This is a genomic window from Parasphingorhabdus sp. (genome assembly GCF_041748495.1).
Classification (GTDB): domain Bacteria; phylum Pseudomonadota; class Alphaproteobacteria; order Sphingomonadales; family Sphingomonadaceae; genus Parasphingorhabdus.
Window position 1 is genome coordinate 1 of sequence record NZ_JBGTDD010000122.1, and the last position, 26406, is coordinate 26406.

22 protein-coding genes are annotated in these 26406 nt (G+C 58.1%); 15 read left to right on the forward strand and 7 right to left on the reverse strand.

Annotated features, from left to right (window positions below):
- The first annotated feature begins 35 nt into the window (after positions 1-35).
- Together lepA and ACEW8J_RS10805 are read left to right on the forward strand one after the other, a co-directional pair.
- The gene (gene lepA, locus ACEW8J_RS10800) at positions 36-1841 is read left to right on the forward strand and encodes a translation elongation factor 4 (protein ID WP_373491648.1); all 1806 of its coding nucleotides are present in this window, start codon (positions 36-38) and stop codon (positions 1839-1841) included.
- Positions 1842-1985: 144 nt separating this feature from the next.
- Entirely contained in the window at positions 1986-2201 is a 216-nt protein-coding gene (locus tag ACEW8J_RS10805; RefSeq protein ID WP_373491649.1) for a hypothetical protein, read from the forward strand.
- Position 2202: 1 nt separating this feature from the next.
- On the opposite strand, the gene ACEW8J_RS10810 is transcribed toward ACEW8J_RS10805, so the two are convergent.
- A complete protein-coding gene (locus tag ACEW8J_RS10810) occupies positions 2203-2997 on the reverse strand; it encodes a class I SAM-dependent methyltransferase (RefSeq protein ID WP_373491650.1) in 795 nt (264 codons plus the stop codon).
- Between the two features lie 220 nt (positions 2998-3217).
- Between ACEW8J_RS10810 and ACEW8J_RS10815 the strand changes: the two genes are divergently transcribed.
- Both ACEW8J_RS10815 and ACEW8J_RS10820 read left to right on the forward strand, forming a co-directional pair.
- Complete coding sequence (locus tag ACEW8J_RS10815; RefSeq protein WP_373491651.1) at positions 3218-5410, forward strand: catalase; 2193 nt, start codon at positions 3218-3220, stop codon at positions 5408-5410.
- Between the two features lie 188 nt (positions 5411-5598).
- Positions 5599-7185, forward strand: coding sequence for an FAD/NAD(P)-binding protein (locus tag ACEW8J_RS10820; protein WP_373491652.1), 1587 nt, complete (start codon positions 5599-5601; stop codon positions 7183-7185).
- Between the two features lie 128 nt (positions 7186-7313).
- On the opposite strand, the gene prfB is transcribed toward ACEW8J_RS10820, so the two are convergent.
- Positions 7314-8441, reverse strand: a complete 1128-nt coding sequence (gene prfB / locus ACEW8J_RS10825; RefSeq protein ID WP_373491653.1) for a peptide chain release factor 2 — start codon at positions 8439-8441, stop codon at positions 7314-7316.
- Between the two features lie 188 nt (positions 8442-8629).
- Here prfB and ACEW8J_RS10830 point away from each other — a divergent pair, with 188 nt between their 5' ends.
- The 5 genes from ACEW8J_RS10830 (at position 8630) to ACEW8J_RS10850 (ending at position 13597) form a co-directional block, all read left to right on the forward strand.
- Positions 8630-9544, forward strand: a complete 915-nt coding sequence (locus ACEW8J_RS10830; protein ID WP_373491654.1) for an oxidoreductase — start codon at positions 8630-8632, stop codon at positions 9542-9544.
- Positions 9545-9663: 119 nt separating this feature from the next.
- Positions 9664-11061: a circularly permuted type 2 ATP-grasp protein gene (locus ACEW8J_RS10835; protein WP_373491683.1), complete on the forward strand. Its 1398-nt coding sequence runs from the start codon at positions 9664-9666 to the stop codon at positions 11059-11061.
- Between the two features lie 13 nt (positions 11062-11074).
- Entirely contained in the window at positions 11075-12025 is a 951-nt protein-coding gene (locus tag ACEW8J_RS10840) for an alpha-E domain-containing protein (protein ID WP_373491655.1), read from the forward strand.
- Positions 12026-12027: 2 nt separating this feature from the next.
- The gene (locus ACEW8J_RS10845) at positions 12028-12828 is read left to right on the forward strand and encodes a transglutaminase domain-containing protein (protein WP_373491656.1); all 801 of its coding nucleotides are present in this window, start codon (positions 12028-12030) and stop codon (positions 12826-12828) included.
- A 31-nt stretch (positions 12829-12859) separates the two neighbouring features.
- Positions 12860-13597 (forward strand): peptidase, encoded by a 738-nt coding sequence (locus ACEW8J_RS10850; protein WP_373491657.1) that lies wholly within the window; start codon positions 12860-12862, stop codon positions 13595-13597.
- Here ACEW8J_RS10850 and ACEW8J_RS10855 read toward each other — a convergent pair.
- Together ACEW8J_RS10855 and ACEW8J_RS10860 are read right to left on the reverse strand one after the other, a co-directional pair.
- The gene (locus tag ACEW8J_RS10855; protein ID WP_373491658.1) at positions 13594-15615 is read right to left on the reverse strand and encodes a GMC family oxidoreductase N-terminal domain-containing protein; all 2022 of its coding nucleotides are present in this window, start codon (positions 15613-15615) and stop codon (positions 13594-13596) included. The two genes, ACEW8J_RS10850 and ACEW8J_RS10855, sit on opposite strands and share 4 nt — an antisense overlap.
- A 44-nt stretch (positions 15616-15659) precedes the next feature.
- Positions 15660-16688 (reverse strand): beta-propeller fold lactonase family protein, encoded by a 1029-nt coding sequence (locus ACEW8J_RS10860; RefSeq protein ID WP_373491659.1) that lies wholly within the window; start codon positions 16686-16688, stop codon positions 15660-15662.
- A 148-nt stretch (positions 16689-16836) separates the two neighbouring features.
- Between ACEW8J_RS10860 and ACEW8J_RS10865 the strand changes: the two genes are divergently transcribed.
- The 3 genes from ACEW8J_RS10865 (at position 16837) to ACEW8J_RS10875 (ending at position 19545) form a co-directional block, all read left to right on the forward strand.
- Positions 16837-17415, forward strand: a complete 579-nt coding sequence (locus ACEW8J_RS10865) for a hypothetical protein (protein WP_373491660.1) — start codon at positions 16837-16839, stop codon at positions 17413-17415.
- Between the two features lie 3 nt (positions 17416-17418).
- Complete coding sequence (locus tag ACEW8J_RS10870) at positions 17419-18132, forward strand: hypothetical protein (RefSeq protein WP_373491661.1); 714 nt, start codon at positions 17419-17421, stop codon at positions 18130-18132.
- A 105-nt stretch (positions 18133-18237) separates the two neighbouring features.
- Positions 18238-19545, forward strand: coding sequence for an FAD-dependent oxidoreductase (locus tag ACEW8J_RS10875; protein ID WP_373491662.1), 1308 nt, complete (start codon positions 18238-18240; stop codon positions 19543-19545).
- Here ACEW8J_RS10875 and ACEW8J_RS10880 read toward each other — a convergent pair.
- Positions 19542-20432, reverse strand: coding sequence for an alpha/beta fold hydrolase (locus ACEW8J_RS10880; protein WP_373491663.1), 891 nt, complete (start codon positions 20430-20432; stop codon positions 19542-19544). The two genes, ACEW8J_RS10875 and ACEW8J_RS10880, sit on opposite strands and share 4 nt — an antisense overlap.
- A gap of 78 nt (positions 20433-20510) precedes the next feature.
- Between ACEW8J_RS10880 and ACEW8J_RS10885 the strand changes: the two genes are divergently transcribed.
- Positions 20511-22253, forward strand: coding sequence for an amidohydrolase family protein (locus tag ACEW8J_RS10885; RefSeq protein WP_373491664.1), 1743 nt, complete (start codon positions 20511-20513; stop codon positions 22251-22253).
- A gap of 79 nt (positions 22254-22332) precedes the next feature.
- Here the strand turns inward: ACEW8J_RS10885 and dnaN are convergent, their stop codons facing one another.
- On the reverse strand, positions 22333-23448 hold the full coding sequence (gene dnaN, locus ACEW8J_RS10890; protein ID WP_373491665.1) for a DNA polymerase III subunit beta: 1116 nt from the start codon (positions 23446-23448) through the stop codon (positions 22333-22335).
- A 229-nt stretch (positions 23449-23677) separates the two neighbouring features.
- On the opposite strand from dnaN, the gene ACEW8J_RS10895 reads away from it, so the two are divergent.
- Positions 23678-24322 (forward strand): histidine phosphatase family protein, encoded by a 645-nt coding sequence (locus ACEW8J_RS10895; RefSeq protein ID WP_373491666.1) that lies wholly within the window; start codon positions 23678-23680, stop codon positions 24320-24322.
- A complete protein-coding gene (locus ACEW8J_RS10900; RefSeq protein ID WP_373491667.1) occupies positions 24319-24813 on the forward strand; it encodes a hypothetical protein in 495 nt (164 codons plus the stop codon). The genes ACEW8J_RS10895 and ACEW8J_RS10900 overlap by 4 nt, the downstream gene beginning before the upstream one ends.
- 3 nt (positions 24814-24816) lie before the next feature.
- Here ACEW8J_RS10900 and ACEW8J_RS10905 read toward each other — a convergent pair whose 3' ends face one another.
- The gene (locus tag ACEW8J_RS10905; RefSeq protein WP_373491668.1) at positions 24817-26397 is read right to left on the reverse strand and encodes an alpha/beta fold hydrolase; all 1581 of its coding nucleotides are present in this window, start codon (positions 26395-26397) and stop codon (positions 24817-24819) included.
- Positions 26398-26406: the final 9 nt, after the last annotated feature.

The following is a 26406-nucleotide window of genomic DNA, read 5'->3' on the forward strand; positions in this document are numbered from 1 at the left end:
CTGACAAGGGGGCAGGCCCCTGCTAACGGGCGCGGATGACCGAACGTTCCCATATCCGCAATTTCGCCATCATCGCCCATATCGACCATGGCAAATCGACTCTCGCCGACCGGCTGATCCAGCAGACCGGCGGGCTGACCGAGCGCGAGATGAGCGAGCAGGTGCTCGACAATATGGATATCGAGAAAGAGCGCGGCATCACCATCAAGGCGCAGACGGTGCGGCTGCATTACAAGGCGAAAAATGGCGAGGATTACGAGCTCAGCCTGATGGACACGCCGGGCCATGTCGATTTTGCCTATGAAGTCTCGCGGAGCCTGGCGGCGTGCGAGGGCGCTTTGCTGGTGGTCGACGCGGCGCAAGGGGTCGAAGCGCAGACGTTGGCCAATGTCTACCAGTCGATCGAGCACGACCACGAGATCATTCCGGTGCTCAACAAGATCGACCTGCCGGCGGCCGAGCCGGAGCGCGTGCGCAAGGAGATCGAGGAGATCATCGGGCTGGATGCGTCGGAGGCGGTGCTGGCCAGCGCCAAGGCGGGCATCGGCATCGAGGATATTCTCGAGCAGATCGTCACCAAGATCCCGCCGCCGGGCGGCGACCGGGGCAAGCCGCTGAAGGCAATGCTGGTCGACAGCTGGTATGATCCCTATCTCGGCGTGGTCATCCTGGTGCGGGTGATCGACGGGGTGATCACCAAGGGCCTCAGGATCAAGTTCATGGCCCAAGGCACCGAGCATCTGGTCGACCGTGTCGGCTGCATGCGGCCGAAGATCGAGCAGCTGCCGGAACTGGCGGCGGGCGAGATCGGCTTCATCACGGCGCAGATCAAGGAGGTCAGCCAGACCGCCGTCGGCGACACGATCACGACGGTGAAAAACCCGGCGCCGGAGCCGCTGCCGGGCTTCAAGGAAGTGCAGTCGGTGGTGTTCTGCGGCCTGTTCCCGGTCGACGCGGCGGATTTCGACAAGCTGCGCGAGAGTATTGGCAAGCTGCGGCTGAATGATGCGAGCTTCACCTTCGAGATGGAGACCAGCGCAGCATTGGGGCAGGGGTTCCGCTGCGGTTTTCTGGGGCTGCTGCATCTGGAGATCGTCCAGGAACGGCTGACCCGCGAATATGATCTCGACCTGATCACCACCGCGCCGTCGGTGGTCTACCGGATCGTGATGAACGACGGCAGCGAGATGTTCCTGCACAACCCGGCGGACATGCCGGACGTGGTCAAGATCCGCGAGATCGAGGAGCCGTGGATCGAGGCGACCATCTATTGCCCGGACGAATATCTCGGCGGCATATTGAAGCTCTGCCAGGACCGCCGAGGGGTACAGAAGAACCTGACCTATGTCAGCGACCGGGCGCAGGTGGTCTACGAACTGCCGCTCAACGAGGTGGTGTTCGACTTTTACGACCGGCTGAAGAGTATCTCGCGCGGCTATGCCAGCTTCGACTATCACCAGATCGGCCTGCGCACCGGCCAGCTGGTCAAGATGAACATCATGGTCAACGGGGATCCGGTCGATGCGCTGAGCATGATCGTCCACCGCGACGCCGCCGAAGCCCGCGGCCGTCATATGTGCGAGCGGCTCAAGGACCTGATCCCGCGCCATCTGTTCAAGATTCCGATCCAGGCGGCGATCGGCGGCAAGGTGATCGCCCGCGAGACGATCTCGGCGATGCGCAAGGACGTCACGGCAAAATGCTATGGCGGCGACATCAGCCGCAAGAAAAAGCTGCTCGACAAGCAGAAGAAGGGCAAGGCGAAGATGCGCGAATATGGCAATGTCAGCATCCCGCAGGAGGCCTTTATCGCCGCGCTGAAGATGGGCGATGAAGGGTAGGTCAACAAAAAAATTGTGTTTTCACAATAATTTATTGACAAGGTGATGATTTCTGCGATTGCAGTTCATCGCCGGATCGCGTAATGTACAAAAAAGCATAAGTGGTACAGGAGAGGGCGGATTCTATCACGGGGGGGCTCCTGTATGTTTGATCTGTTCGAAACGCCTTATCGCCGCACCAAGGACGCGCGGGATATCCGCTATTTTTACACCCAATACGGCGCAGACACGGCCGATGTGCTCAAGGAATGGGCGAATGACAACAGCCTGTCTTCGCGCGACCGTCGCCACTGGCGGCGGCTGGCCCGCAAGGCGCGGCGGCAGCGAAGCGAATGGAAGAAGGAAGCGATCACCCCGTGATTCATTGGCTGCTTCGCTGATAGGGGCAGGGTAAGATCTTGCCGGGCAATATCGCCTCGCCTTCCGCCCGGAAGCGCGCAAAATAGCCGCCAAGCTCGGGTCGCTCCATGAAACCGACCAGCTCGTAGCCGACGGCCTCGAACTCGCAGAACAGCTGCTTCGGCGGGATGCCGTGCTGCGAAAAATCGCGGTTGACGTCGACCACGATCACCTCGCCAGCCCCGTTCGGCCCATTCGGGTCGACCAGCGCCGGGCGCAATCGCGAGAGAAAGGCATAAGGTTCGCGCACCTCGTGGTACATGTGGACCAGGAATATCCGATCAAAGCTGCTCTCGGGCAGCCGCGGGTCGTCCGGCGCGCCAAGCTTGATCGAGACATTGTCGAGACTCTCGCGGTTGACCCGCTCGGCCAGCCGGTCGATCGCAGCTTCGTCAATATCCTGAGCGAGCACCCGACCGGTCGCACCGACCTTGTCAGCAAGCCGCACGGTATAATAGCCCTCGCCAGCGCCGATATCAGCAACCGTCATGCCCGGCTCGAGCCCTGCCGCCTTCATGATCTCCTCGGCCTCGCCGCGATTGTCGCGCGCGGTCTCGGTCGACCATTGATTGCCGGCGAGTTCCGACACCGGTCGCGATGCCGGCGGATAGGCGCGCGCGGTCTCGGCACGCTGATCATCGGCGTCCGGCAGTCGCTTGCACGCACCCAGCGGCGCGGTCATCAGCAGCAGAGCGGTCATCCCGGCGATCAGGTGGAGCGGCGGTAGCCCGCGAGTTTTGGCGACAGGTTTCTTCATCGGAAAGAGACTAGGCGAGCGTACGATAGGGTTCAATCCTTGTTTGGCCATCGGCCGACAGAAGATGCTTTCGCACGGCAATCCGGAGTCGTGCATGGGCTGGAATCGGCGACAGGGACAAGACGCAGGGAATGGGCCTGATTTTCGGGAACGGAAAAGCGTGTCGGTCGTTGCTTTAGAGAAAACCGTTTTTGGATGACCCCAGCCAGAGGAATTTTAGATGACCAAGAAAAAAGCCACCCCCCAATCGAAACGGCAAGCCGCTTCCGCCAGCCCGGCGCTCGACAATGCGCTGCATGATATCCAGCCGGGAAGCGGCCGCACCGCCGTTTCCGAAGCGCAACGGGAGCAGAGCGGGGAAACGCATCAGCATATCAAGGCGGACGGGGATCACGAGGATGCGGTGGCCCATCTGACCGACAATTTCGGTCACCGGATTTCCGATAATCAGAACAGTCTGAAGGCAGGCGCGCGCGGGCCCAGCCTGCTCGAAGATTTCGTGCTGCGCGAAAAAATCTTTCACTTTGATCATGAACGGATTCCGGAGCGGATCGTCCATGCCCGGGGTTCCGGCGCGCATGGCGTGTTCGAGGTGACCGAGGCAATTTCGGAGCTGACCAAGGCGGAGCTTTTCCAGAAGAAGGGCAATGGTTGTCCCGTATTCGTGCGGTTCTCGACCGTCGCTGGCTCCAAGGGATCGAAGGACACGCCGCGTGATGTGCGCGGTTTTGCGGTGAAATTTTATACCGAGACCGGCAACTGGGACCTGGTCGGGAACAATATCGCCCCGTTCTTCATCCAGGACGCGATCAAATTTCCTGATCTGGTGCATTCGGTCAAGCCGGAAGCCGACCGGGGATTTCCACAGGCGGCTTCCGCCCATGATACATTCTGGGATTTCATCAGCCTGATGCCGGAAAGCATGCACATGATCATGTGGGTCATGTCGGACCGGGCGCTGCCGCGCAGCTTGCGGATGATGGAAGGCTTTGGCGTTCACACGTTCCGCTTCGTCAATGACGAGGGCAAGGGCACGTTCGTGAAGTTCCACTGGAAGCCAAAGCTCGGCATGCAGTCGACCACCTGGGACGAGGCAGTCAAGATTTCCGGCGCCGATCCGGACTATCATCGCCGCGACCTGCACGAAGCGATTGCTGCGGGAGACTTTCCAGAATGGGAGCTGGGCGTGCAGACGTTCGACGAGCAATGGGCGGCCAAGCAGCCTTATGATGTGCTCGACGCGACCAAATTGATACCGGAAGAGGAAATTCCGGTCCGGATCGTGGGCAAGATGACGCTGAACCGCAATCCGGACAATTTCTTTGCCGAAACCGAACAGGTCGCCTTTCTGCCGACCAATGTCATTCCGGGGATCGACTTTTCCAACGATCCGCTGCTGCAGGGGCGCCTGTTCAGCTATCTGGACACGCAGAAATCGCGGCTTGGCACGACCAATTTTCATCAGATCCCGATCAATGCGCCAAAATGCCCGATGCACAATTTCGAGCGCGATGGTCTAATGCAGACGATGGTACCGACCGGGCGCGCCAATTATGAGCCGAACAGTCTGGCCGAGGCGGGCGAGGACGGCGGTCCGCGCGAATGTCCGGAAACCGGCTTCAGCTCCTTCCGCGAGAATGGTGAGCGCAATGATCCGACCAAGAAAGTGCGGGCCCGCGGCGAGTTGTTCGCTGATCATTTCAGCCAAGCGCGCTTATTCTATCTTTCGCAGACAGCCAATGAGCAGGCGCATATCGCGTCGGCACTCGTCTTTGAACTTTCGAAAGTCGGTATAGACCATGTGCGCCAGCGCACGGTAGCACAGCTCCGGAATATCGATGCGGATCTAGCGAAACGCGTGGCTGACGGACTGGCGATTGATTTGCCCAAGGCTACAAAGCCGGCGCGCCAACCCGTCGATCTCGGTATTTCAGACGCTCTGTCGATCCAGAAAAACGCCAAGGACGTGCTGAATGGTCGCAAGGTCGGTATTCTGTTTGCAGAAGGTTCGGAAAAGAAGGTCATCGACGAGATGAAAAAGGCAATCGAGTCCAAGGGGGGCACAGCCATGCTGATCGCGCCCAAGGTGGGCGGGATCAAGGTCAAGGGCGGTACGCTAGAGGCCGATGGTCAGCTCGCGGGGACTCCATCGGTGCTGCTGGATGCAGTCGCTCTGGTGCTGAGCGAAGACGCAGCCAAGAAATTGACCAAGGACAGTGCGGCTGTCGATTTTGTCTGCGATGCATGGGTCCATCTGAAGGCGATTGGTCATGATACCGGGGCGCAGCTGCTGCTGGATCATTGCCATATACCGCAGGATGCAGAAGGCGTGACGGCGGCCGGCTCGGTCTTCGTCGATAACGCGGCAACGCGCTTCTACGAGCGGGAACCCGATGTTCGTGATCTCGCGTAACGAAACCCAATAAGGCGATCTGCCGGATGGATGATCGGCATCAGCGATCCTTCATTCGGCGGTCGTTCGTTTGATACCGACGAAAGGAATTGTGGGCTGCGCCATTGCGTTTTTGATGCGATGCCACTGACTATCTAATTCAAGCCACTTTAGAATATCAACCTGTCAATTGCCGAAAGGGATTATCATTGCGTCAGATCGGCATCGTGGGCAGCGGGCCCATGGCCATTTACCTGCTGAAGCATCTCAGCGTCAGCGATGACCGACTGGCGATCAGCATATTTGAAGCCTCTGAAGCAGCCGGTTTGGGCATGCCCTACAATTCCGAGTATAATGCAGATTATATGCTCTGCAACGCATTCAGCCGTGAAATCCCTGCGATTGAGCGTCCGCTGCTCGGGTGGCTGAAGGACCGTCCCGCCCGCGAACTGAACCAATGGGAGCTGACCGCGCATGACCTGGCCGCACGGGCCTTCTATCCGCGTGTACTAATCGGCGAATATCTCCAATCCCAATTCGAGGATTTGTGCAAAAGCGGGCAAGAGGCGGGGCACCAGATCAGGGTGTTTACCCAGAGCTGTGTTGTCGATATCAAGACGGCCGAGGACGGAACGCCGAGCATATCTTATCGGTCCGGCCAAGAGGGATCGGGGCAGGACATTCAGACCGCACAGTTTGACTTTGTGGCCATTGCTTCCGGTCACAGCTGGCCTGAGGTTCCGGAGATCGATGGCGTGGCAATGGTCTCGCCCTGGCCCTATACGAATATCACTGCGCTTACCCATGCCGATATCGGAATATTGGGCTCGTCATTGTCGGCAATCGATAGTGTCATGGCGCTGGGTCACGCGCGCGGTGTATTCGACCAGATTGGGGACCGCATCAGCTGGTTGCCGAATGACGCCGATGACGATTTGCGGATCACCATGGTATCCCATATGGGGATCATGCCCGAAGGCGATTTCTATTATCCTTTTCCCTACGAGCCGCTGACATGCTTGACACGGGCAGCCGTGGATGACGAAATCGTCGGTGGATCCGATGGACTGCTGGACCGAGTGTTTGCGCTTTTGTGCGATGAACTCGACGCCGCCGACCCCGACTATCTGACTGCATTGCCGTCCACGGCAAGAACGGTGGAGGGGTTCGCGCCTGGCTATTTTGCACACCGCCGAGAAATGGGTGGATTGCAGGCGTTGAAGCGTGACTTGACGGTTGTTGGTGAAAGCCTGAAGCGCAAGGAGACGATTCCCCACCGCTATGTGCTGTTGCGGAGCCACGAGATCTTCGATCATGTCCTGAGAGACTTGTCCGAAGAAGATTATGCTCGGTTCCTGGAGCATCTCATGCCGGTCTTCGCCGATTGCTATGCTGCGGTTCCGCATCTGTCACTCGCTCGGATCGTTGCCTTATATGACGCCGGCGTGCTGGCGCTGATTGCCACCGAGGAGAGGGCGGAATTTTCAGAAACGGACGATGGCATGATCGCGGTTGATACCGAAGATGGCACGATAGAATTTGACGCTCTGATTGACGCGCGCGGGCAGGCATCGGCCGGTTTAAAAGACTTGCCCTTTCCGGAACTGGTCAAGGCGCTCCGGGCTCCTGAAGAACCGGTGATCCGTCCGTTTGCGCTGGACTTGGCACGATCCGGCACCGACCGGATCTATTGTCTCGCATTGCCGCAATTGTTGGAACGCTATCCGTTCTCGCAGGGGCTGGTTGAATGTTGTGACTTGGCTCGCTGCGTCGCTGAAGATATATTGTCGGGTTAGAGGGGCAAATTTGCGGTTCTGGCGAACGGCTAGGAGGGGCACGGGTGGATTATCTTACATTGTCCTTCGACAGGTTCAGGACGAACGGGGTGTGGGAGAGAGTGTGGCTTCCCTAGCGCAGGGTTTTACTAATCCACATCCTCGACATCGACCTTCTCTCCGGTCACCTTCTGCGCCAGGGTCGCGGCGATAAATTCGTCGAGACCGCCGTCCAGCACGGCATTGGGGGCGCTGCTGGTGTGGCCGGTGCGGAGATCCTTGACCATCTGATAGGGTTGCAGCACATAAGAACGGATCTGGTGGCCCCAGCCGATTTCGGTTTTGGCTTCATATTCGCCCGAAGCCTCGGCTTCGCGGCGCTGCAGCTCGGCCTCGAACAGGCGCGCTTTGAGCATGCCCATGGCAGTGGCGCGGTTCTTGTGCTGGCTACGGTCATTCTGACTGGCGACGACGATTCCGGTCGGCTGGTGGGTGATGCGCACGGCGCTGTCGGTGGTGTTGACGTGCTGCCCGCCGGAACCGGAGGCGCGATAGGTGTCGATCTTGAGATCGCTTTCGTTGATCTCGACCTCGAAACTGTCGTCGATGACCGGATAGACCCAGACGCTGGAGAAACTGGTGTGGCGCTTGGCGGCGCTGTCGAACGGAGAGATACGGACCAGCCGGTGAACGCCGCTTTCGGTCTTGGCATAGCCATAGGCATTTTCGCCTTTCACCTCGATCGTCGCCGATTTTATGCCCGCCTGATCCCCGGCCTGATAATCGACCATCGATATTTTATAACCTCGCGCCTCGGCCCAACGCTGGTACATGCGCAACAGCATTTCGGCCCAATCCTGGCTTTCGGTGCCGCCGGCGCCGGCGTGAATTTCGATATAGGTATCGAGACTGTCGGCTTCGCCGGAAAGCAGAGCGTTGACCTTGTCCCGGTCGGCGCGGGCGGCAAGCTTCTCGAGGCTGGCGACGCCTTCGTCAGCCAGGCCCCCATCGCCTTCTTCCTCGGCCATTTCGATAAATTCGAGCGCGTCGTTGCGTTCCTGCGCGATTTCCCTGGCCGCGCTGATCGATTCATCGAGGCGGCGGCGCTCGGTCATGACCGCCTGGGCGGCGGTCTGGTCATCCCACAGGGTCGGGTCCTCGACCCGGGCGTTGAGCTCGTCGAGACGGCGCAGGGCGACATCCCAGTTGAGCGAGGTCCTGATCAGGTTGAGGGCGGCGTCGATCCGGTCGACATAGGCTTGCGCGTCGGCACGCATGATATTCTCCAAAGCTGATGGCAGCAGCGATTAGACGATATCGGCGGGAAGTAAAGTGGTGTGGGCCGTAGCCGGAAGCCCAGCTTGCTGGAAAGGCCTTGGATCGCAGCGAGGGGAGGGGCTGTACGCCACAGTTTTGCTGCTCAGCCGTTAATTTCTGTGGTAACAAGGTTCTGGAGGCGCCGGACATGACAATCAGAAATTTTACCGACAAGGATGTTCCCGACCAGAGCGGGCGGGTGTTTTTTGTAACCGGCGCGAATAGCGGGCTAGGCTATGCGGCGGCGAAGCTGCTGGCGGGCAGGGGCGCACGGGTGCTGCTTGGCTGTCGCTCCTCGGAAAAGGCGAAGGAAGCGATGGGGGATATTCGCTCGGTCTATCCGGAAGCCGACCTGCGCTTCATCCCACTGGACCTGGGAGATCTTCAGTCAGTGCGGGCCGCAGCCGCATTGGTGGCAGAGGAGCCCCGGCTGGATGTGCTGCTGAACAATGCCGGGATCATGATGCCACCAAGGGAAGAGACGGTCGACGGGTTTGAATCGCAATTTGGTGTCAATCATCTGGGGACGTTTGCGCTCACCGGACTGCTGCTCGACAAGCTGGCAGCAGGACATTCGCCGCGGGTGGTGATCACTTCGAGCATGGCCCACCGCAGCGGCCAGATAGATTTTGACGATATAAATGCAGACAAGAGCTATAGCCGCTGGGGCCGCTATGCGATGAGCAAGCTGGCCAATTTGCTGCATATGTACGAACTCGATCGGCGGTTGCGCGCAGGCGATTCTCCGATCATTGCGACCGCCTGCCATCCGGGTGTAGCGGATACGGAGCTGGCGCGGCATTTTCCGGCGATGATGATATCGCTACTGCGGCCGGTGACCGGATTGTTCATGAACAGCGCGGCGCAAGGGGCATGGCCCACGCTGGCGGCCGCCGCTGGAACCGGCGTGGAGAGTGGTCAGTATTTCGGGCCAAGCCGAAATGCGGAGTGGACTGGACCGGCCCGAGAGGTGCGGCCGCATGGCAAGGCCAGGCGGATTGATCCCGCCAAAAGCTTGTGGGCGATTTCCGAAAAAATGACCGGCGTGACCTACCCCGTCTGATCTCTGCATCCCTGTTATTTAGGCATTTCCGTTGCTTCCGGGAGTGGGTTGCGCTAGTTACGGCCCGGGAGGACAGGTTTAAACGTTTCGTTTAGGGGGAATATTACTTGTTCGATGAAATGCTGGGCAGCGGGGACCATGTCCGTCCGCCCTATCAGGAATATAAAAATTGGCTCGATGGCGAAGACGTCAAACGGCTCCATCGCAAATCCGCTGACGCGGAAGCATTCTTTCGGAAAACCGGGATCACCTTCAATGTCTATGGTCAGGATGAGGCGGACGAACGTCTGATTCCGTTCGATGTTGTGCCACGTGTGTTATCGGCACGCGAATGGCGCAAGCTGTCGAAAGGAATCGAGCAGCGCGTGCGCGCGATCAATGCCTTTCTCTATGATATCTATCATCGGCAAGAAATCTTGCGTGCCGGCCGTGTGCCGGTCGAACTGATCGCAAATAACGAGGCCTTTCTTCCACAGATGATTGGTGTCCATCCGCCGGGTGGCATTTACACCCATATTATCGGAACCGATATCGTCCGGACCGGGGATGAAGAATTTTACGTACTCGAGGACAATGCCCGTACCCCGTCGGGGGTCAGCTATATGCTCGAAAATCGGGAAACCATGCTGCAGATGTTCCCGGAACTGTTTGCCAAGATCAAGGTGCAGGAAGTCAGTCATTATCCCGGTCAATTGCGCCGGTCCCTTGCCGCCTGTGCGCCGCCGCAATGCACGGGAAAACCGGTTGTCGCCGTGCTCACGCCGGGCATTCATAACAGCGCCTATTTCGAGCACAGCTTTCTTGCCGACCAGATGGGCGTGGAACTGGTCGAGGGGCATGATCTGAAAATCGTCGATGGGCGCGTCGCCATGCGTACGACCGAGGGCTATACAGCGATCGACGTGCTCTATCGCCGGATTGACGACGATTATCTCGACCCGCTCAATTTCAATCCGCAATCGATGCTCGGTGTACCGGGAATTTTCGATGTCTATCGAGCGGGCGGGATCACCATAGCCAACGCGCCCGGTACCGGGATCTGCGATGACAAGGCGCTATACAGCTATATGCCCGACATCGTGGAATTCTATACCGGTGAAAAGCCCCTGCTCGAGAATGTGCCGACCTGGCGCTGTTCGGAAAAGGATGAGCTGGCCTATGTTCTGGAACATCTGGACGAACTGGTTGTGAAGGAGGTCCACGGCTCTGGCGGCTATGGTATGCTGGTGGGGCCTGCAGCATCGAAAAAGGAGGTTGCCGCCTTTCGTGCCAAGCTGATCGACAATGCGAGCAATTATATTGCCCAGCCAACGCTGGCGCTTTCCACTGTGCCGATCTTCACGAAAAAGGGATTGTCCCCTCGCCATGTGGATCTCCGGCCGTTTGTGCTGGTTTCGCCCAATGGTATCAGTATCACGCCCGGCGGACTGACCCGGGTAGCGATGACCGAAGGGTCACTGGTGGTGAACAGCAGTCAAGGCGGAGGCACCAAGGATACATGGGTGCTGGAAGAATGAAGGGTCGTCTCTGATGCTGGGGAAAACAGCTGCAAGCCTTTTCTGGATGTCGCGTTATCTTGAGCGTGTCGAAAATAGTGCGCGTTTCATCGAGGCGGGATTTCGTATCGCGCTGACCCGGTCCGTATCCGCGAGCGCCGAATGGTCTTCCGTGCTCAAATCATCCGGCGTGATTGCTGCCTATCGGAAAAAGCATAACGATTATGAATCCAGCAAGGTAATCGACTTTCTGCTCCGTGATCGCGACAATTCGAGCAGTGTCCTCGCTTTGATGAAGAAGGCCCGGGACAGCGCGCGGACCGCCAGAACGGCACTGACTCGGGAAGTATGGGAGGCGACGAACGAAAGCTGGATCACCCTGAATGCCGCATTGGCCAAGCCGGTCAAGGAACAGGATCTGCCGGACACGCTGGGATTGATCAGACAGCAAAGCGCTTTGGTGAGAGGGGCGACCCTGGGCACGATGTTGCGCAATGACGGCTTCAATTTCCTGCGGCTTGGCAGTTTTCTGGAAAGGGCCGACAGCACGGCGCGTATCCTTGATGTGAAATATTATCTGCTGCTGCCGTCGGTCGCGCTGATCGGATCTTCAGTCGACAATGTGCAATGGGAAACGATTTTGCGATCGGTATCGGCGCACCGTTCTTATCGCTGGCTCAATGGTCCGGATATCAGCGCACTTGGCGTTGCAGACTATCTGATATTGCACAAGCAAATGCCGCGGTCATTGACCTTTTGTTACTCCAAGATCAGCGATAATCTTAATTATATCGATCAGAATTATGGCCGCGAAAGCCGATCGGGAACGCTGGCGAACGAGATTTGCAACGATTTGTTGAGCCGGCCGATCGAGGCAATTTTCGAATATGGTCTGCACCAATATATTTCTGACTTTATCAAGGCGAATAACGGTCTGGCTGCGCAGATCGAGTCAGATTTCAACTTTCAGGACAGGATCGGTTAGATATGCTTCTGAACATCAATCACGAAACTCGCTATATATATGACGCGCCGGTGCAATATGGATTGCAGCAAGTTCGGCTGCGTCCAAAGGAGCGTGCCGGGCAAACGGTCAAGAGCTGGAATATCGAAATCGATGGTGGCAAGGTCGAATTGTCCTTCGAGGACCAGCATTGCAACCATGTCGACCTGATCAGCATCGAGCAGGGTCACAAAGAAATATCAATCAAGTGCACCGGCGAGGTCGAGAATAGCGACGGCAGCGGTATCATGGGGTCGCACTCGGGCTTTGCGCCGCTTTGGTATTTCAAGCAGGCAACCGATCTGACCAAGCCGGGTCAGGAAACCCGCAGACTGGCCAAATCGATCGGCGATGATTTTGAAAATGATATTGCCAGGCTTCATGCCCTGTCCGCAGCCGTGGTCGAAAAGGTTGCCTATCGAACGGGTCAGACCGATGCAGAGACCGATGTCGAAACCGCTCTCAAGACCGGGGAAGGGGTCTGTCAGGATCATAGCCATATTTTCTGTGCCGCTGCGCGCTTGCTGGATTTTCCAGCCCGCTATGTTTCGGGTTACCTTATGATGAGCGACCGCGTTGATCAGGATGCGACCCATGCCTGGGCCGAGGCTTATATCGACGGGTTGGGCTGGGTTGGATTTGATGTTTCCAATGGCTATTCTCCCGATGAGCGCTATGTGCGCATTGCGACCGGCCTCGATTACCGGGAAGCGTCACCCATTTCCGGATTGCGCTTTGGTGCAGGGAGCGAAGATATGATTGTTACCTTGCAGGTGCAGCAATAATCGCCTTGTCGAATAATATCAGGATTAAAATATGACCTATTGTGTGGGCCTGCGGATGAAACGGGGCCTTGTTTTCATGTCGGATACCCGCACCAATGCGGGCGTCGACGATATCGCCCAGGTCAAGAAGCTGACCAGTTGGGAAGTGCCCGGCGACCGGGTTATCACTCTGCTGTCGGCGGGTAATCTGGCGACCACGCAGGCGGTGGTGAGCTTGCTTGATGAGCGCGGCAAGCATCCCGATGACCGCAATCCGTCGATGCTGCAGGCACCGTCCATGTTCCAGGTCGCCACGATTATTGGCGAAACCTTGCGTGAAGTGGTCAAAACCTATTCCCACGATGGTCAGGAAGCCAAGTCTCCCTTTGGCGCCACTTTGATTGTTGGCGGTCAGATCAAGGGCAGCGATCCGCGACTTTTTCTGGTCTATCCGGCGGGTAATTTTATCGAGGCCAGCGATGACAGCCCGTTTTTTCAGAGCGGCGAAACCAAATATGGCCGCCCGATTCTGGTGCGTGCCTTTGATCCGGACATGTCGTTCGAAAATGCCGTGAAGCTGTTGCTGGTCTCGTTCGATTCAACCATTCGCGCCAATCTGGCGGTGGATCTGCCGCTGGATTTGCAGGTCTATGAAGCCGACAGTTTTTCAATCACACGGCAGGAGCGGATCGAGGATGATGATCCCTATTTTCAGACGATTTCGGCGGGATGGGGCGATGCGCTCAAAAATGCGTTTCAATCGCTGCCCGACTTCAACTTCAAGAGCTAACCGAAGCGCCGTTTTCCCGCTAGAGCCCGGTGCGCCATGGCCATGGTGGTCAGCTGCGCGTTTACGCGAATGCAGCTTGGCATCACGCTGGCATCGGCGACGTAGCAATTGGTGGTATTGTGCACGCGCTGGTTGAGATCGACCACACCCTTGTGCGGATCGACATTGATCGCGTTGCCGCCATGAGGATGGGAACTCGACAGGACCACGTCGTCCGGTTCGACGATCGCGCTCTGATAGAAGGCATCGATTTCGGCATGGCTCATGTCGCGGGTCAACGTCTGGCCACGGAGCAGGGCGGGATAGACTTCGATCGCACCGTTCAGAAAATGGACCTTGGTCATCGTCGCCAGCGCGCGGCGCAATAAAGCCAGTTCGTCCTCGCCGATCTTAAGCTTGAGCTTGCCATGGTCCATATGACCGAGGCGATCAGCCGGAAACAGGACCCCGGCAGACACCAGCCGATTGTAATTTTGCATCCGTTCATAATGATCCTCGAACCAGCCGGGGACTAGGGTTGCCATGCTCATCGGCGGCTGGAAATGGCTTTCGATCAGAAAGTCGCCGCGGTCGACATAGGTCGCCATCTGGTCCTCGTTCCAGACATTGGCCTTGGTACCTTCGGGCATCAGCGCCACCACCGGACAGGCTATGTTGAGCGAGATATTGGTGCCCGATTGTATGATACCGCTGGCCTGAAGCAGGGTGCTGGAAGCGAGCGCGCCTGCCGCCACCACCACGCCTTTGCGGGCACGAATGGTGCGCGTGCGGCCGTCATTGAGAGTGACTTCGACGGCGCGGGCAATCCTTTTGCCATTTGCGCCTTCATCCCACAATATTTCGGTTGCCTCGGCCTCATCCAAGATTCGTGCGGGTCTGGTGCGCGCAGCATCGGTGGCATGGGCGAGAAAACTCTCCGGCATTGCCTTTTTGCGCCCATAGGGACAACCGGTGTTGCAATAGCCGCAATAGACGCATTCGCTATCCGGCGTTGCCGGGCCATAATTTTTCCGGAACCAGGCAGTGATCGCCTTATGGTCCATCGGATCATTCGATTGTGCAGCATATTTGTGCCAGCCTTCGATCAGGTGCGGACCGTTGTTGCGGCCGACGACCGGATCAATTTCCGCGACATTCAGTGCCTGCTCGACCGCTTCGTAACTATGCGCCAGTTCGCTCTCGCTGACCGGTGCACCCAGTCTCGCCCATGTTTCGTAAACATCTTCGGCGTCGGGATGGACCAGACCCTCCTGCTTCATGCGCAGGCAGATACCGTTGTTGATGACCGTGGAACCGCCGACGACACGGCCCTGGAACACGATGATGTCCCGGTCTGCTGTGGTCTGCAGGGCACCGTCCTTGAACAGGCGGGCGGTCATGCGCGCTTCTTCCAGTGTGATCCTCGACGAGGGATAGTGACTGCCCGCCTCGATGATCAGCGCTTCGTGTCCCTCGTCGGCAACTGCGGCAGCGGCTACCGCTCCGCCCGCGCCCGAGCCGATCACGATGACGTCGGTTTCTTCCGGGACGGCGTCATGGCCGACAAAGACTCCAGCCTTCAGATCACGCCGAGGTTCGCGGCGGACCGGACGTTCGCCGGGGGCGGAGCGGTCGCGCTGGGCGGGCAGTTCGAATTCGAGATCCGCATAGACGGGATTGTCGAAATTGCCCTCTTCGTCGCCATGCTGCCAATGGCCATAATAGCCGGCCAGGATCACTCCCTTGGTGCGCGCGATATCCTGAAACAGATCGATCCTGGATTTCTGCAACCGGCGGCGGATAATTTTTTTGCGGATTCCGGGGGGTGCCACAAGAAAAAACGGACCACCGAGCACGAGCAACAGTCCATAGAGCGCCATTCCGATTTCCTGCGGCTTGTCGCCTTGGATATTGGAAAAATGCTCCTGCAGATTGTCGACGATCTGATCGGGTGAAATGGCCATCTTGCGATTGTGAAACAAGGCTTCCGCCATGGCCTTGATCATCAGCGCCTGCAGGCGATTGAACGGCTTCTGCAACTTATGTCTCCCACGGCGCGACCCGGGGTGTCTATCGTCCTGGCCTAGTCCGTTTCGGCGTGGTTGTTCAGACCGATGCCCAGGCCATCTCCGTCCGCACCAACCTTGAACCGCCGGATGACCTTGCCGGCTGCCAGATCCACTTCGGCAACAGTATCAGGACCGGTTTCTGCAACATAGAGAATTTTGCCATCGGCGGAAAAGAGGATCGTCACTTGCCGGGAGTCTGCGTTGCCGCTGATTGCGATCGTCCCCTTGGGTTGGCGCGTCGCGACATCGAACAGGCCAAGCCCGCCATCTCCGAGATTGGATGTGATCGCGGTTGTACCATCGGGGGTGATCGCCACGCGGATCGGAAATTTCCCGGTATCGATCTGGTCCAGTTCTTCAAGGTTGTCGGCGTCGAATATGTAGAGCCGGTCGCTCTGCCGGTCGGCGACCCAGACGGTTGCGCCATCGGGGGTGATCGCTAATCCTTCGGGTTCCGTTCCCGCCGGTAAATCGGCGATCTTGGTCATCTTTACAAGATCCAGTACACTGACCGTTCCGGATTGCATATTGGTGACAAAGGCACGCGACTTGTCCGGCGTGACCACCAGCATATGGCTACCCTTCTGCTCCGTGGCGATCGTCGAAATTTCGCGCTGCTGCGCCTCGCCGGTTGGTGGAGAAAGGATGGTTATATTGTCGCTGCCTTCGGTCGTCGCGATGATCCGTCCATCGTCCAGCCAGAGGATGCCATGCGGTCGGCGAGATGGTGCCAGCGAGACGGTTTCGACCCGGTCCCTGGCTGCGATGTCGAAAATATCGATGGTCTGCCCGCCATAGGAAACAATTGCGGCCAGCTTGCCATCGGGAGAGATGGCGATTTCATGGGGTTGGTTGCCGGTCGAACGGCGAACGATTTCGTTGCCGCTTTGCAGGTCAATGAAGCTGAGGGTGTTTTCGCCTTTATTGCCGACCAGCAAGGTACCGGACGTTTCGGACTGTTGAGCGGCCGCATCGGAACCAACACCGAATACGGCGGCCAATAGCAACAAAGCCGACGAGAAGGCTGCGAATTTATCGATCATATTTCACTTTCTCCTGCTATTTTCTTCAGGATAGCAGCTAATTGTGTTTTTTCTATCCCGCAATTCGAGGCAAGTGTGATCCAAGCCACTGCTTGTGATCACGCCGGTGATAGGATATGTTCATTCTGAAGATAACAGAGGGTTTGTCATGCGTTTAAAGACTCGCCATTCCGCTTCAAAACTGATCGCTGCAACTTTGGTTGCGGTGCTGGTAGCGCCTGCGCCGGCATCGGCCCAATTTGGCGGCCTGTTCAAAAAGCCGCGATCTGCAGCGACAGATTCGAACAGCGACAACAAGAGTGAGGATTGCGCTACCGACTCCAACAATTCGATCGGCAAGTCCATTCTCGGTAATGTGATCGGAGATTTTACCCGGCGGGCTACCCGGGGCATCGGGGCGGTCGGTTCCTTCATTCCGCGAGCGGAAGTGGCCGATACGCTGACCAATGCGATCGCTTGCCGGCTCGATGAGGATGAGCAGCTGCAGGCCGCGGAGGCGACGCGGAGCGTGACCCGGTCCGAGGAGGTCGGAGCCAGTTCGCAATGGACAAGCCAGACCCGCAAAGGCGTGTCGGGCAGTTCGACCGCTACAGCCAGAACCCAGACGGCCGACGGCACGAGTTGCATGACGATCACCGATGTCGTGATTGCTGACGGCGAAGAATTGCGCGTCTCCAAGCAGATGTGTAAATATCCCGGAGAGACCCGCTATGTGGTCGCGGTTTGAATTATGAATAAAATTATCAGAACCGCAATTGCCACCACTGCGCTTTTCCTGATCGGGGCAACCGCCGAGAAATCCGGCATGGACCCGGACAATCCGACCTGCCCCCTGACACCCAACTGGTCGACCAATTCCGAGATGACGCTGACACCCAAGGTGATCGACGGTACAAAGGTGCTGCTTGCCGAGGGAGCCGTCGATGCAGGTTTGCCCGACCGGTTGCGCAAGATGCTGACGGACAATCCGGATATCAGCGAAATCTGGCTGCGGTCACCGGGTGGTGCCGCTCGGGCTGGCAATGAGGCCGGGCGCGTGATCCGCGAGGCTGATGCCCTGATCATCACCCGCATTCCATCAGGCTGGACCTGTTTCAGCGCCTGCAATTTTGTTTTCATGGGAGGGAGGGCTCGGATCGTAGAGCCCGGTGCCCATTTCATGGTCCATATGTTTACCATGACCAATGATCGCAATGCCATCAATTACAGTGTCGAAATGGGTACGGATTCCACTGTCGGCCTGATCGGCGAAGTGGAGCAGGAAAGCGCGCTGCTCGCCACCGAGGATAATGATTTCCTGATCAGAATGGGCGTATCCCGCAAATTATTGTCCGAAGTCATGTACAAGACCAACGCGGTGAAGACCGACGACGGGCAGGCCACGCGTCGCTGCCTGACCAACGAGGAAGCGCTTCAATATAATGTCGCCAATGTCGGCGGCTAGCTTTCAGCAAATTGCTGGCCTGCCTCGCGAAAATGACAGCCTGCTTTTGCTTTTCTTTTGAATTTATGGCGTTAGCATGAGCCAGACAAGCGGAGAGGCCGGATAATGCGTCATATTGCGATCATCGGGTCGGGTCCCGCCGGCTATTATTCGGCGGAGGCGGCACAAAAGAAATTCGGTGACGAAGTCGCCGTAGACATCATCGATCGTCTGCCGGTTCCTTTTGGTCTAATCCGCAGTGGCGTGGCCCCTGATCATCAATCGATCAAGGCGGTATCGCTGCGATACGAAAAAACCAACCTCGGCCACAATGTGCGTTTCCTCGGCAATGTCACCGTCGGCAAAGATGTCACGATCGCTGAATTACAAAAACTTTATGACGCGGTCGTACTCGCAACCGGCGCACCGGATGATCGACTGCTCGAGATCCCGGGAAGCTACCTGCCCGGGGTTGTCGGCAGTGCAGCCTTTGTCGGTTGGTATAATGGGCATCCGGATTACCGGCATCTGGATCCGCCTCTGGATGCCCGGTCGGTGGCGATTATCGGCAATGGCAATGTTGCGCTTGATGTGGCGCGGATATTGGCGAAGACGGAGAATGAATTTACCGGCAGTGACATCGTCGGTCACGCACTGGATCGCCTGAAGCAGAGCAACGTCGAGAAAATCACCTTTCTGGGCCGCCGCGGGCCGCATCAGATCGCGATGACGCCGAAGGAACTGGGCGAGCTGGGCCATCTGGAGCGGGCCAGGCCGGTTGTCGATTCCCAGGACTTTCCGGATGAATTGGATGATGCTTTGCTCGAGCCCGGCATGCGCAAGTCCGTCACGCATTTGCGTAATTTCCAGATCATAACGCCGGAGGCACAACAGAAGCCGATCGAGATTATTTTCGACTTTTTCGCCATGCCGGTCGAAGTGCAGGGCGATGGCAAAGTTGAAAAGCTGATCGTCGAGAGAACCGCACTGGACAAATATATGCGCTCACACGGGACCGGCGAGCGTTATGCGCTGGACTGTCAGATGGTGATCAGCTGTATCGGATATCGCACGCCGCCGATCGAAGGTGTGCCTTATGAACATGGGCGCGGACGATTTGCCAATAGCGACGGACGGATATTACCCGGCCTCTATTGCGTCGGATGGGCACGGCGCGGGCCTTCGGGGACGATTGGAACCAACCGGCCCGACAGCTTTGCCATCATCGAGGTGGTGGCGGAGGATATTGGTGCGGGTGGCCGTTTCGAAGGGCGCGCCGGGCTCGACCGTCTGCTGCAAAGTCGTGATGTGGATGTGGTTACGTTCCGCGACTGGAAAAAAATCGAGGCCGCGGAAACTACCCGGGCAAGAGCGGGCTCCCCCCGCGAGAAATTTACTGATATTGCCGAGATGATCGCGGCGCGGAAAAGCTAAGGCAACCACTCCCGCAAGATCGCATCCACTGTCTCTGGAGCTTCCTGCTGCACCCAGTGCGAGACGCCGGGCAGGCGGTGCAGTTCGAGATCGGGGACCCATTGCTGCGTGCCGTCGGTGCAGCGAATATCGATGGCCGCGTCTTCCTCGCCCCAGATCATCAACGTGGGAATATGCACCATCCCATCGCCGATGTCCCTTACGTCCGGCGTGCGCAACAGGGCGCGGTAATAGTTGATCATTGACCGCAGGGCGCCGGGGCGGCTGGCGGCACTGGCATAGACCTGCAAGTCCGCATCCGGAAAGCGGCTCTTGTCGACCGCCATTCGGGAAAAGGCTCTTTTGATCCGCTCCGCCCTGTTTCGGCCAAGCAGCCATTCGGGAAGCCCGGGCAGCTGGAAGAAGAAGATATACCAGCTTTTTCTAAGTTGATACCAATGCCGCATTTCCCGTTGCGCGCATTTCGGGTGGGGGACGTTCATGATCACCAATCGGGTCAGCGGACGGATTTTCAATATCGCGAAATGCCAGGCGATGATCGCGCCCCAGTCATGCGCAATCAGGGTGACCTCGTTCGCGCCGCTGGCGTCGATCAGCGCCGCGACATCCTGCACCAGGATGTTCAGGCGATAGTTTTCCATACCATCCGGCTTGCTCGAGCCGCCATAGCCCCGCAAATTGGGTGCCCAGACCTTGTAGCCCAAGTCGACCAGCATCGGAATCTGGTGCCGCCAGGAATAATGGAGTTCCGGGAAGCCATGCAGGCAAAGGGCAAGTTTCTTGCCTTCGCCAGCAATGGCTACCTCGAATGTCTGGCCATTGGCTTCGACCCATTGCATGGCGATGCCGCTTGGCGGAGCAGGGTTCCAAGAGAATGAGTCGGGCATATTTTTTCCTAGCATTAGCAGCCTTTAATCATCCAGTTAAATCTGGTAAGACGGCCTAAAATGTACAGGAGAGAATCGATGCATGATCTGGTAATTCGTGGCGGCACTGTGGTTGACGGCACTGGTGGCAAGCCCTTTATCGCCGATGTCGCGATTGACGGTGACCGGGTGTCCCTGGTCGGAACGGTCACGGCGCAAGGCCGCGAAGAGATCGATGCAACCGGCAAATATGTGACGCCGGGCTTTGTCGATGTGCACACCCATTATGACGGGCAAGCCACATGGGACGACGAGATGGCGCCGTCCAGCTGGCATGGCATCACTACGGTTGTGATGGGCAATTGCGGAGTCGGCTTTGCGCCAGCCCGGCCCGACCGGCACGAATGGCTGATCAATCTGATGGAAGGCGTCGAGGATATTCCCGGCACCGCGCTGGCCGAAGGGATGAGCTGGAACTGGGAAACATTCCCGGAATATCTCGACGAGCTGGAAAGAATGCCGCGCACCGTCGATGTAGCGACCCATGTCCCGCACGGCGCGGTCCGCGCTTATGTACTCGGTGATCGGGAAAAGCCCGGCGCTGTCCCGACGCAAGACGAAATCGACCAGATGTCGAAAATTGTCGAGGACGGACTGAAAGCCGGTGCGCTCGGATTCTCTACCTCGCGGACGATCCTGCACCGCAGCATCGATGGCGAACTGGTGCCAGGCACCACCGCGACCAAGGAAGAATTGATCGGTATTGGCCGCGCCATGGGCCGGGTCGGCTATGGTGTCTTCGAAATGGCCAGTGATCTCAACAAGGAATGGGACGAATTCGGCTGGATGGGCGATCTCAGCCGCGAAACCGGAATGCCAGTGACCTTCGCCGCGCTGCAGTCGATCGCCAAGGATCAGTCGCTCGACGAGCAGATCGCCAATATGCGGGCGGAAAATGACAATGGCGCCAATATCGTCGCGCAGATCGCGCTGCGCGGCAATGGCATTGTCATGGCCTGGCAGGGCACGGTGAATCCGTTTGTCCGTCACCCCAGCTGGATGGCGATGGAAGATCTGAGCTGGGATGAAAAATATGCCAGGCTGACGGATCCGGCGTTCAAGGCGCAATTGCTGAGTGAGTCCAGCACGCCGCCGGAACAGGTCGACATGATGCCGGTGTTCATGGTGATCACCCAGGGCTGGCCAATGCAGTTCGAAATGGATGAAGATTTCAATTATGAACCGCAGGCCGATGAAAGCATTGCCCAGCGTGCTGCCGCTGCCGGAAAATCCGGCGAGGAATATGCCTATGACCTGATGATGGCGGACGACGGCAAGGGCTTTATCTATCTGCCCTTGCTCAACTATATGGACGGCAATCTCGATTTCCTTGAAACCCTGCAGCAGTCTGATGATACGGTAAACAGCCTGTCCGACGGGGGCGCGCATTGCGGCACGATCTGCGATGCAGCAAGCCCGACCTTCATGCTCGAACATTGGGTAAAGAACCGGAAGCGGGGCACGATCAAGCTGGAACATGCGATCAAGCGGCAATGTCTGGATACGGCGCGGCTTTATGGTCTGAATGACCGCGGCCTGCTCAAGCCCGGCTATCTTGCCGACGTCAATGTGATCGACATGGACCGGATCAAGCTCGGCAAGCCTTGGCTGGCGTTCGACCTGCCGGCAGGCGGCAAGCGCTTGCTGCAAAAGGCCGATGGTTATGATTATACGATCAAGTCGGGGCAGGTGACGTTCAAGGACGGCACTGTCACCGACAAGCGTCCCGGCGGCCTGATCCGTGGACCGCAGCGAGTCGAAATGCTCGAAGCGGCGGAATAGATTCAACCCTCTCCCTCACGGGAGAGGGAAAGCGATGGCCGTGGCTGCACCTATTGATATTCTATTCGAGAGGCTCCCATCAAACCCGCATCGGCATCAGCACATAGAGCGCCGCACTCTTGTCATTCTCGCGGATCAGCGTCGGGGCGCTGGCATCGGCGAGGTGGAGTTCGACGGTGTCGCCTTCGATCTCGCCGAGAATATCCATCAGATATTTCGAGTTGAAGCCGATTTCAAACGTCTCGTCCTTGTAGGAACCCGGCACTTCTTCCTCGGCCTTGCCATTTTCAGGCGAGGTGACGGAGAGCGTGATCTTGTCATCGCCCAGCGCCATCTTTACGGCGCGGGTTTTTTCGGTGGCGATGGTGGAAACGCGGTCGACACCCTGGGCGAAGCTTTTGGGGTCGATCTTGAGCAGCTTGTCATTGCCGGTGGGAATGACGCGCGTGTAATCGGGGAAGGTGCCGTCGATCAGCTTGCTGGTGAGGATCGCGGTGCCGAGGGTGAAGCGGATCTTGCTGGCCGACAGGTCGATCTGCACCGATGTTTCGCTATTCTCGTCAAGCAATTTGCGCAGTTCGTTGACGCATTTGCGCGGCACGATCACGTCGGGCATGCCTTCTGCACCGGCGGGACGAGGCAGGGTCACGCGGGCAAGGCGGTGGCCGTCGGTGGCCGCGGCCTTGAGTACCGGGGTGTCCTCATCCTGCACGTGCAGGAAAATGCCGTTGAGATAATAGCGGGTTTCCTCAGTCGAGATCGCAAAGCGGGTCTTGTCAATGATCTGGATTAGCGAAGTGGCCGGCAGTTCAAAACTGGTCGGCAGTTCGCCTTCGGCAATGACCGGAAAATCGTCGCGCGGTAGCGTTTGCAGATTGAACCTGGCGCGACCGGCATTGACCTTCATCTTGCCGTCCGCGGCATCGAGCTGCACCTGCGACCCGTCGGGCAGCTTGCGGGCAATGTCGAACAGGGTATGAGCCGACACGGTGGTAGAGCCAGCGGTCTCGACCTGGGCTTCGACCGTTTCGACCACCTGCAGGTCAAGATCGGTCGCCATCAGCTTGATGCTGCCGTCGGCGCTGGCCTCGATCAATACGTTGGAGAGGATTGGAATGGTGTTGCGCCGCTCGACAACGGACTGGACATGGCCCAGACTTTTTAGCAATGCCGCGCGTTCAATCGTCGCTTTCATAAACCGTCCCTCTTGTTCCCAATCGCCCGTGACACAGAGGTGCGCAAGCACGCTGCACGGGTTCACGGATAGTTCATGGCTTCATTAACAATAAAGCGCCGCAGGGCAAGCCTGATCGCGGCCCCCTGTCCGATAATGCCGTGAAAAACTGTGGAAAAAAGCGGCAAGCCGGTTAAAGCCGGAAAGGCAGGGAGTGGATTTGGCCATTTCGGGACAGAATAGGGTTAATATGAGCGGTATCGATACCAAGGGCCGGCGTCTGTTCATTGCGCGGCATGGCGAGACGATTTTCAATCTGGCCGGGCGAATTCAGGGAGACCATGTGCATACGCCGCTGACCCGCACAGGATTTGCGCAAGCTGATGAAATGGGTCGGGCTCTGGCGCGCCATCTGGCCGCGGAGCAGCCGGTGCTGGATCTGATCGCTTCCGATACCGACCGGGCACTGCAAACACTGTCAGTGATCGCCGAACATGTCGGCGCCGACTGGCACCAGGCGCGCAGCGATGCCCGGTTGCGCGAAATCGACATGGGTGAATGGGGCGGAGCCTGGTATCGCGATCTGGCTGGCAAGCTGGAAATCGATGATGCCGAGCGGTTGTTTTTAACAGTGGCTCCCGGCGGCGAGGACTATCGCGCGATTGCAACGCGGCTAGAGCATTGGATCGGCGAACAGGAATTTTCCCGCGACGCGGTGCTGATCAGCCATGGCATGACCAGCCGGGTGCTCCGCGGTCTGCTGACCGGCCTAGGCCCCCATCGGCGTTTTGATGCGCCGATAGCCGAAGGCTTGCCGCAGGGATCGATCGTCCAGATCAGCGATGGGGTGGAACTTGTCATTCATCTCGGTGGAGGGGAAGGGGAGCAGGCTTGAAAAAGAGCTATATCCTCCTCGCACTGGCAGCGTGCGTGATTTCGGGCCCGGTGACCGCAAAGGATTCGCTTGGCATATTCAGCAATTGGGGCGCATTCCGCGATCCGGAAATTCCGCGTTGCTATGCGATTGCGGAGTCGGAGGAAATCACCGGCAAGGCTGAACGCAAATCCTTTGCCTCTGTCGGTTTCTGGCCGAAGCGCTCGATCCGGCGGCAATTTCACGTGCGATTGAGCCGGGATCGGTCAAGCAATAGCCGCTTGATCGTCAGCATCGCTGGTCGGCGGTTCCAGCTTACCGCCAGCCGTTCCGATGGCTGGTCGCAGGACAAACGCATGGATGCGGCAATCATAGCTGCGATCCGTTCTGCCACCAGCATGACCGTGGAAAGCGTCGGACGAGACGGAAAGCCGATTGTCGACGCGTACCGGTTGCGCGGCGCAGCGACGGCAATCGATGCCGCGTCTTTGGGCTGCTCGCGGATCAGGTGAGGGTCACGCAAGAAAATCACGCACGGACTGGACAAACTGGCTTGCCGCGGGTTCGCCTTCCAGCAGCAAGTGGTTGTTGCTTTCCAGCAAGACAAACTGGGCGCCAGGGATCGACGCGGCGAGATCTCTCCCCACCGTCCATGGAATTCTCAGATCACCCCGCGAATGCAGCACCAGCGTAGGCACCGCAATCCTTGCGAGACTGTCGCGAACATCAATATCGCCAAAGGCGGAAAGAAACCGCACCGCATTTTGCGGCGATGTGGTGCGCCTCTGGAATTCGTCAAACCAGGCCAGCGTCTCGACCGAAGCATCGGGCATGAAAGTGGCGGAGAATATGTGACGATAGGCGGTATTCTCCTGGCCCCATCCATTTTCGGTAAGCGCCAGTACCGCTTCGCGTTCCCTGATGGTCTGCTCGTCAGCCGCGATCCGCCAGCCGCTGGGATAGCCGCCGAACAGGATCAGATGGGAGACGCGATCGGGATGTCGGACCGCATATTCTACTGATACCGCGGCTCCCTGTGAAATGCCGAGCAATGGGAAACGGGTCAGCCCGGTAGCTTCGACCACTGTTTCGAGATCGGTAACGAAACTGTTGAGGGATATTTCCGGTACCAGCCAGTCTGACAGACCGTTGCCCCGTTCATCGTAGCGAATGAAGCGATGGTGGCGGGCAAGCTCGCGAAACAGCGGACTCCAGATCGGCGCATTCCAGTCCAGTTCGAGATGGCTCAGCCAGTTGGCAGCCTTCACCAGTGGGGGTCCCTGACCAATTTCGGCATAAGCGATGGTGACGCCGTCATCGCTGCGGCAAAAATGGATCAGCTGCTTTTCTAGCATGATATCGCGTCGCTCGCCAAGCGGCTCTGGCTGCACCGATTTCGCTTCGCTTTCTCGATCATTGTACCAGTCGAGTCCGGCTTCGGCAAAATGGCGAGTGAAGTGCTGCTGCAACCGCGTCACGGTTTCTTGATTGCCCAACTGGCGGTTAATCCGGATGAGGAAGGCGGCAGCCGCCCGGCTGAACGGCATTAATTGCCGATGAATCTCGGCGTAAGCCAGCGCCCGATCGGGGGTGATGTCCGGGTGCCGGCCAATGCGTGCCGCAAATTCGGCCTTCATCTCGTCGATTTTCTGACGCTCTGCTTGCAGCCAGCTGTCAAATTCCGGCTGGTTGGAAAGCTCGCTACCCAACAACAGCCCCTCCGAGAGGCTTTCAAATGCCTCGATCAGACTTCCGATCGGCACATTGTCATCATCCTGCATCGCTCGGAGACGCCCGATATCTGTCGGGCATGTGTCCGGTGTGATGCGGATCCGTTCGCGATCCGCAATGATCCTCGGCCGATCGCTGTCGTCGACCACCGCCCGCAATTTGCTCAGTGACCAGCGCAGGGAAGCGCGGGGATCGTCGGGCAGTTCCCAGAAAATCTCGCATAGACGATCACGCCGATGCGGGCGCCCGGTGAGTACCAGAAGAGCGAGAAGCGCCCGTGTTTTTTTTGAGGCTGGCAGGGATACCGGCTCCCCGCGGCGCAAAACCGACATTTCTCCCAGCAGGTTGATCTGGAATTCGGGCATGCACCCTTA

Bases quoted from the DNA above. Each gene is read 5' to 3' on its own strand.
- lepA (WP_373491648.1), top strand. From the start codon at position 36: ATGACCGAACGTTCCCATATCCGCAATTTCGCCATCATCGCCCATATC.
- ACEW8J_RS10805 (WP_373491649.1), top strand. From the start codon at position 1,986: ATGTTTGATCTGTTCGAAACGCCTTATCGCCGCACCAAGGACGCGCGG.
- ACEW8J_RS10810 (WP_373491650.1), bottom strand. From the start codon at position 2,997: ATGAAGAAACCTGTCGCCAAAACTCGCGGGCTACCGCCGCTCCACCTG.
- ACEW8J_RS10815 (WP_373491651.1), top strand. From the start codon at position 3,218: ATGACCAAGAAAAAAGCCACCCCCCAATCGAAACGGCAAGCCGCTTCC.
- prfB (WP_373491653.1), bottom strand. From the start codon at position 8,441: ATGCGTGCCGACGCGCAAGCCTATGTCGACCGGATCGACGCCGCCCTC.
- ACEW8J_RS10830 (WP_373491654.1), top strand. From the start codon at position 8,630: ATGACAATCAGAAATTTTACCGACAAGGATGTTCCCGACCAGAGCGGG.
- ACEW8J_RS10835 (WP_373491683.1), top strand. From the start codon at position 9,664: ATGCTGGGCAGCGGGGACCATGTCCGTCCGCCCTATCAGGAATATAAA.
- ACEW8J_RS10840 (WP_373491655.1), top strand. From the start codon at position 11,075: ATGCTGGGGAAAACAGCTGCAAGCCTTTTCTGGATGTCGCGTTATCTT.
- ACEW8J_RS10845 (WP_373491656.1), top strand. From the start codon at position 12,028: ATGCTTCTGAACATCAATCACGAAACTCGCTATATATATGACGCGCCG.
- ACEW8J_RS10850 (WP_373491657.1), top strand. From the start codon at position 12,860: ATGACCTATTGTGTGGGCCTGCGGATGAAACGGGGCCTTGTTTTCATG.
- ACEW8J_RS10860 (WP_373491659.1), bottom strand. From the start codon at position 16,688: ATGATCGATAAATTCGCAGCCTTCTCGTCGGCTTTGTTGCTATTGGCC.
- ACEW8J_RS10865 (WP_373491660.1), top strand. From the start codon at position 16,837: ATGCGTTTAAAGACTCGCCATTCCGCTTCAAAACTGATCGCTGCAACT.
- ACEW8J_RS10870 (WP_373491661.1), top strand. From the start codon at position 17,419: ATGAATAAAATTATCAGAACCGCAATTGCCACCACTGCGCTTTTCCTG.
- ACEW8J_RS10875 (WP_373491662.1), top strand. From the start codon at position 18,238: ATGCGTCATATTGCGATCATCGGGTCGGGTCCCGCCGGCTATTATTCG.
- ACEW8J_RS10880 (WP_373491663.1), bottom strand. From the start codon at position 20,432: ATGCCCGACTCATTCTCTTGGAACCCTGCTCCGCCAAGCGGCATCGCC.
- ACEW8J_RS10885 (WP_373491664.1), top strand. From the start codon at position 20,511: ATGCATGATCTGGTAATTCGTGGCGGCACTGTGGTTGACGGCACTGGT.
- dnaN (WP_373491665.1), bottom strand. From the start codon at position 23,448: ATGAAAGCGACGATTGAACGCGCGGCATTGCTAAAAAGTCTGGGCCAT.
- ACEW8J_RS10895 (WP_373491666.1), top strand. From the start codon at position 23,678: ATGAGCGGTATCGATACCAAGGGCCGGCGTCTGTTCATTGCGCGGCAT.
- ACEW8J_RS10905 (WP_373491668.1), bottom strand. From the start codon at position 26,397: ATGCCCGAATTCCAGATCAACCTGCTGGGAGAAATGTCGGTTTTGCGC.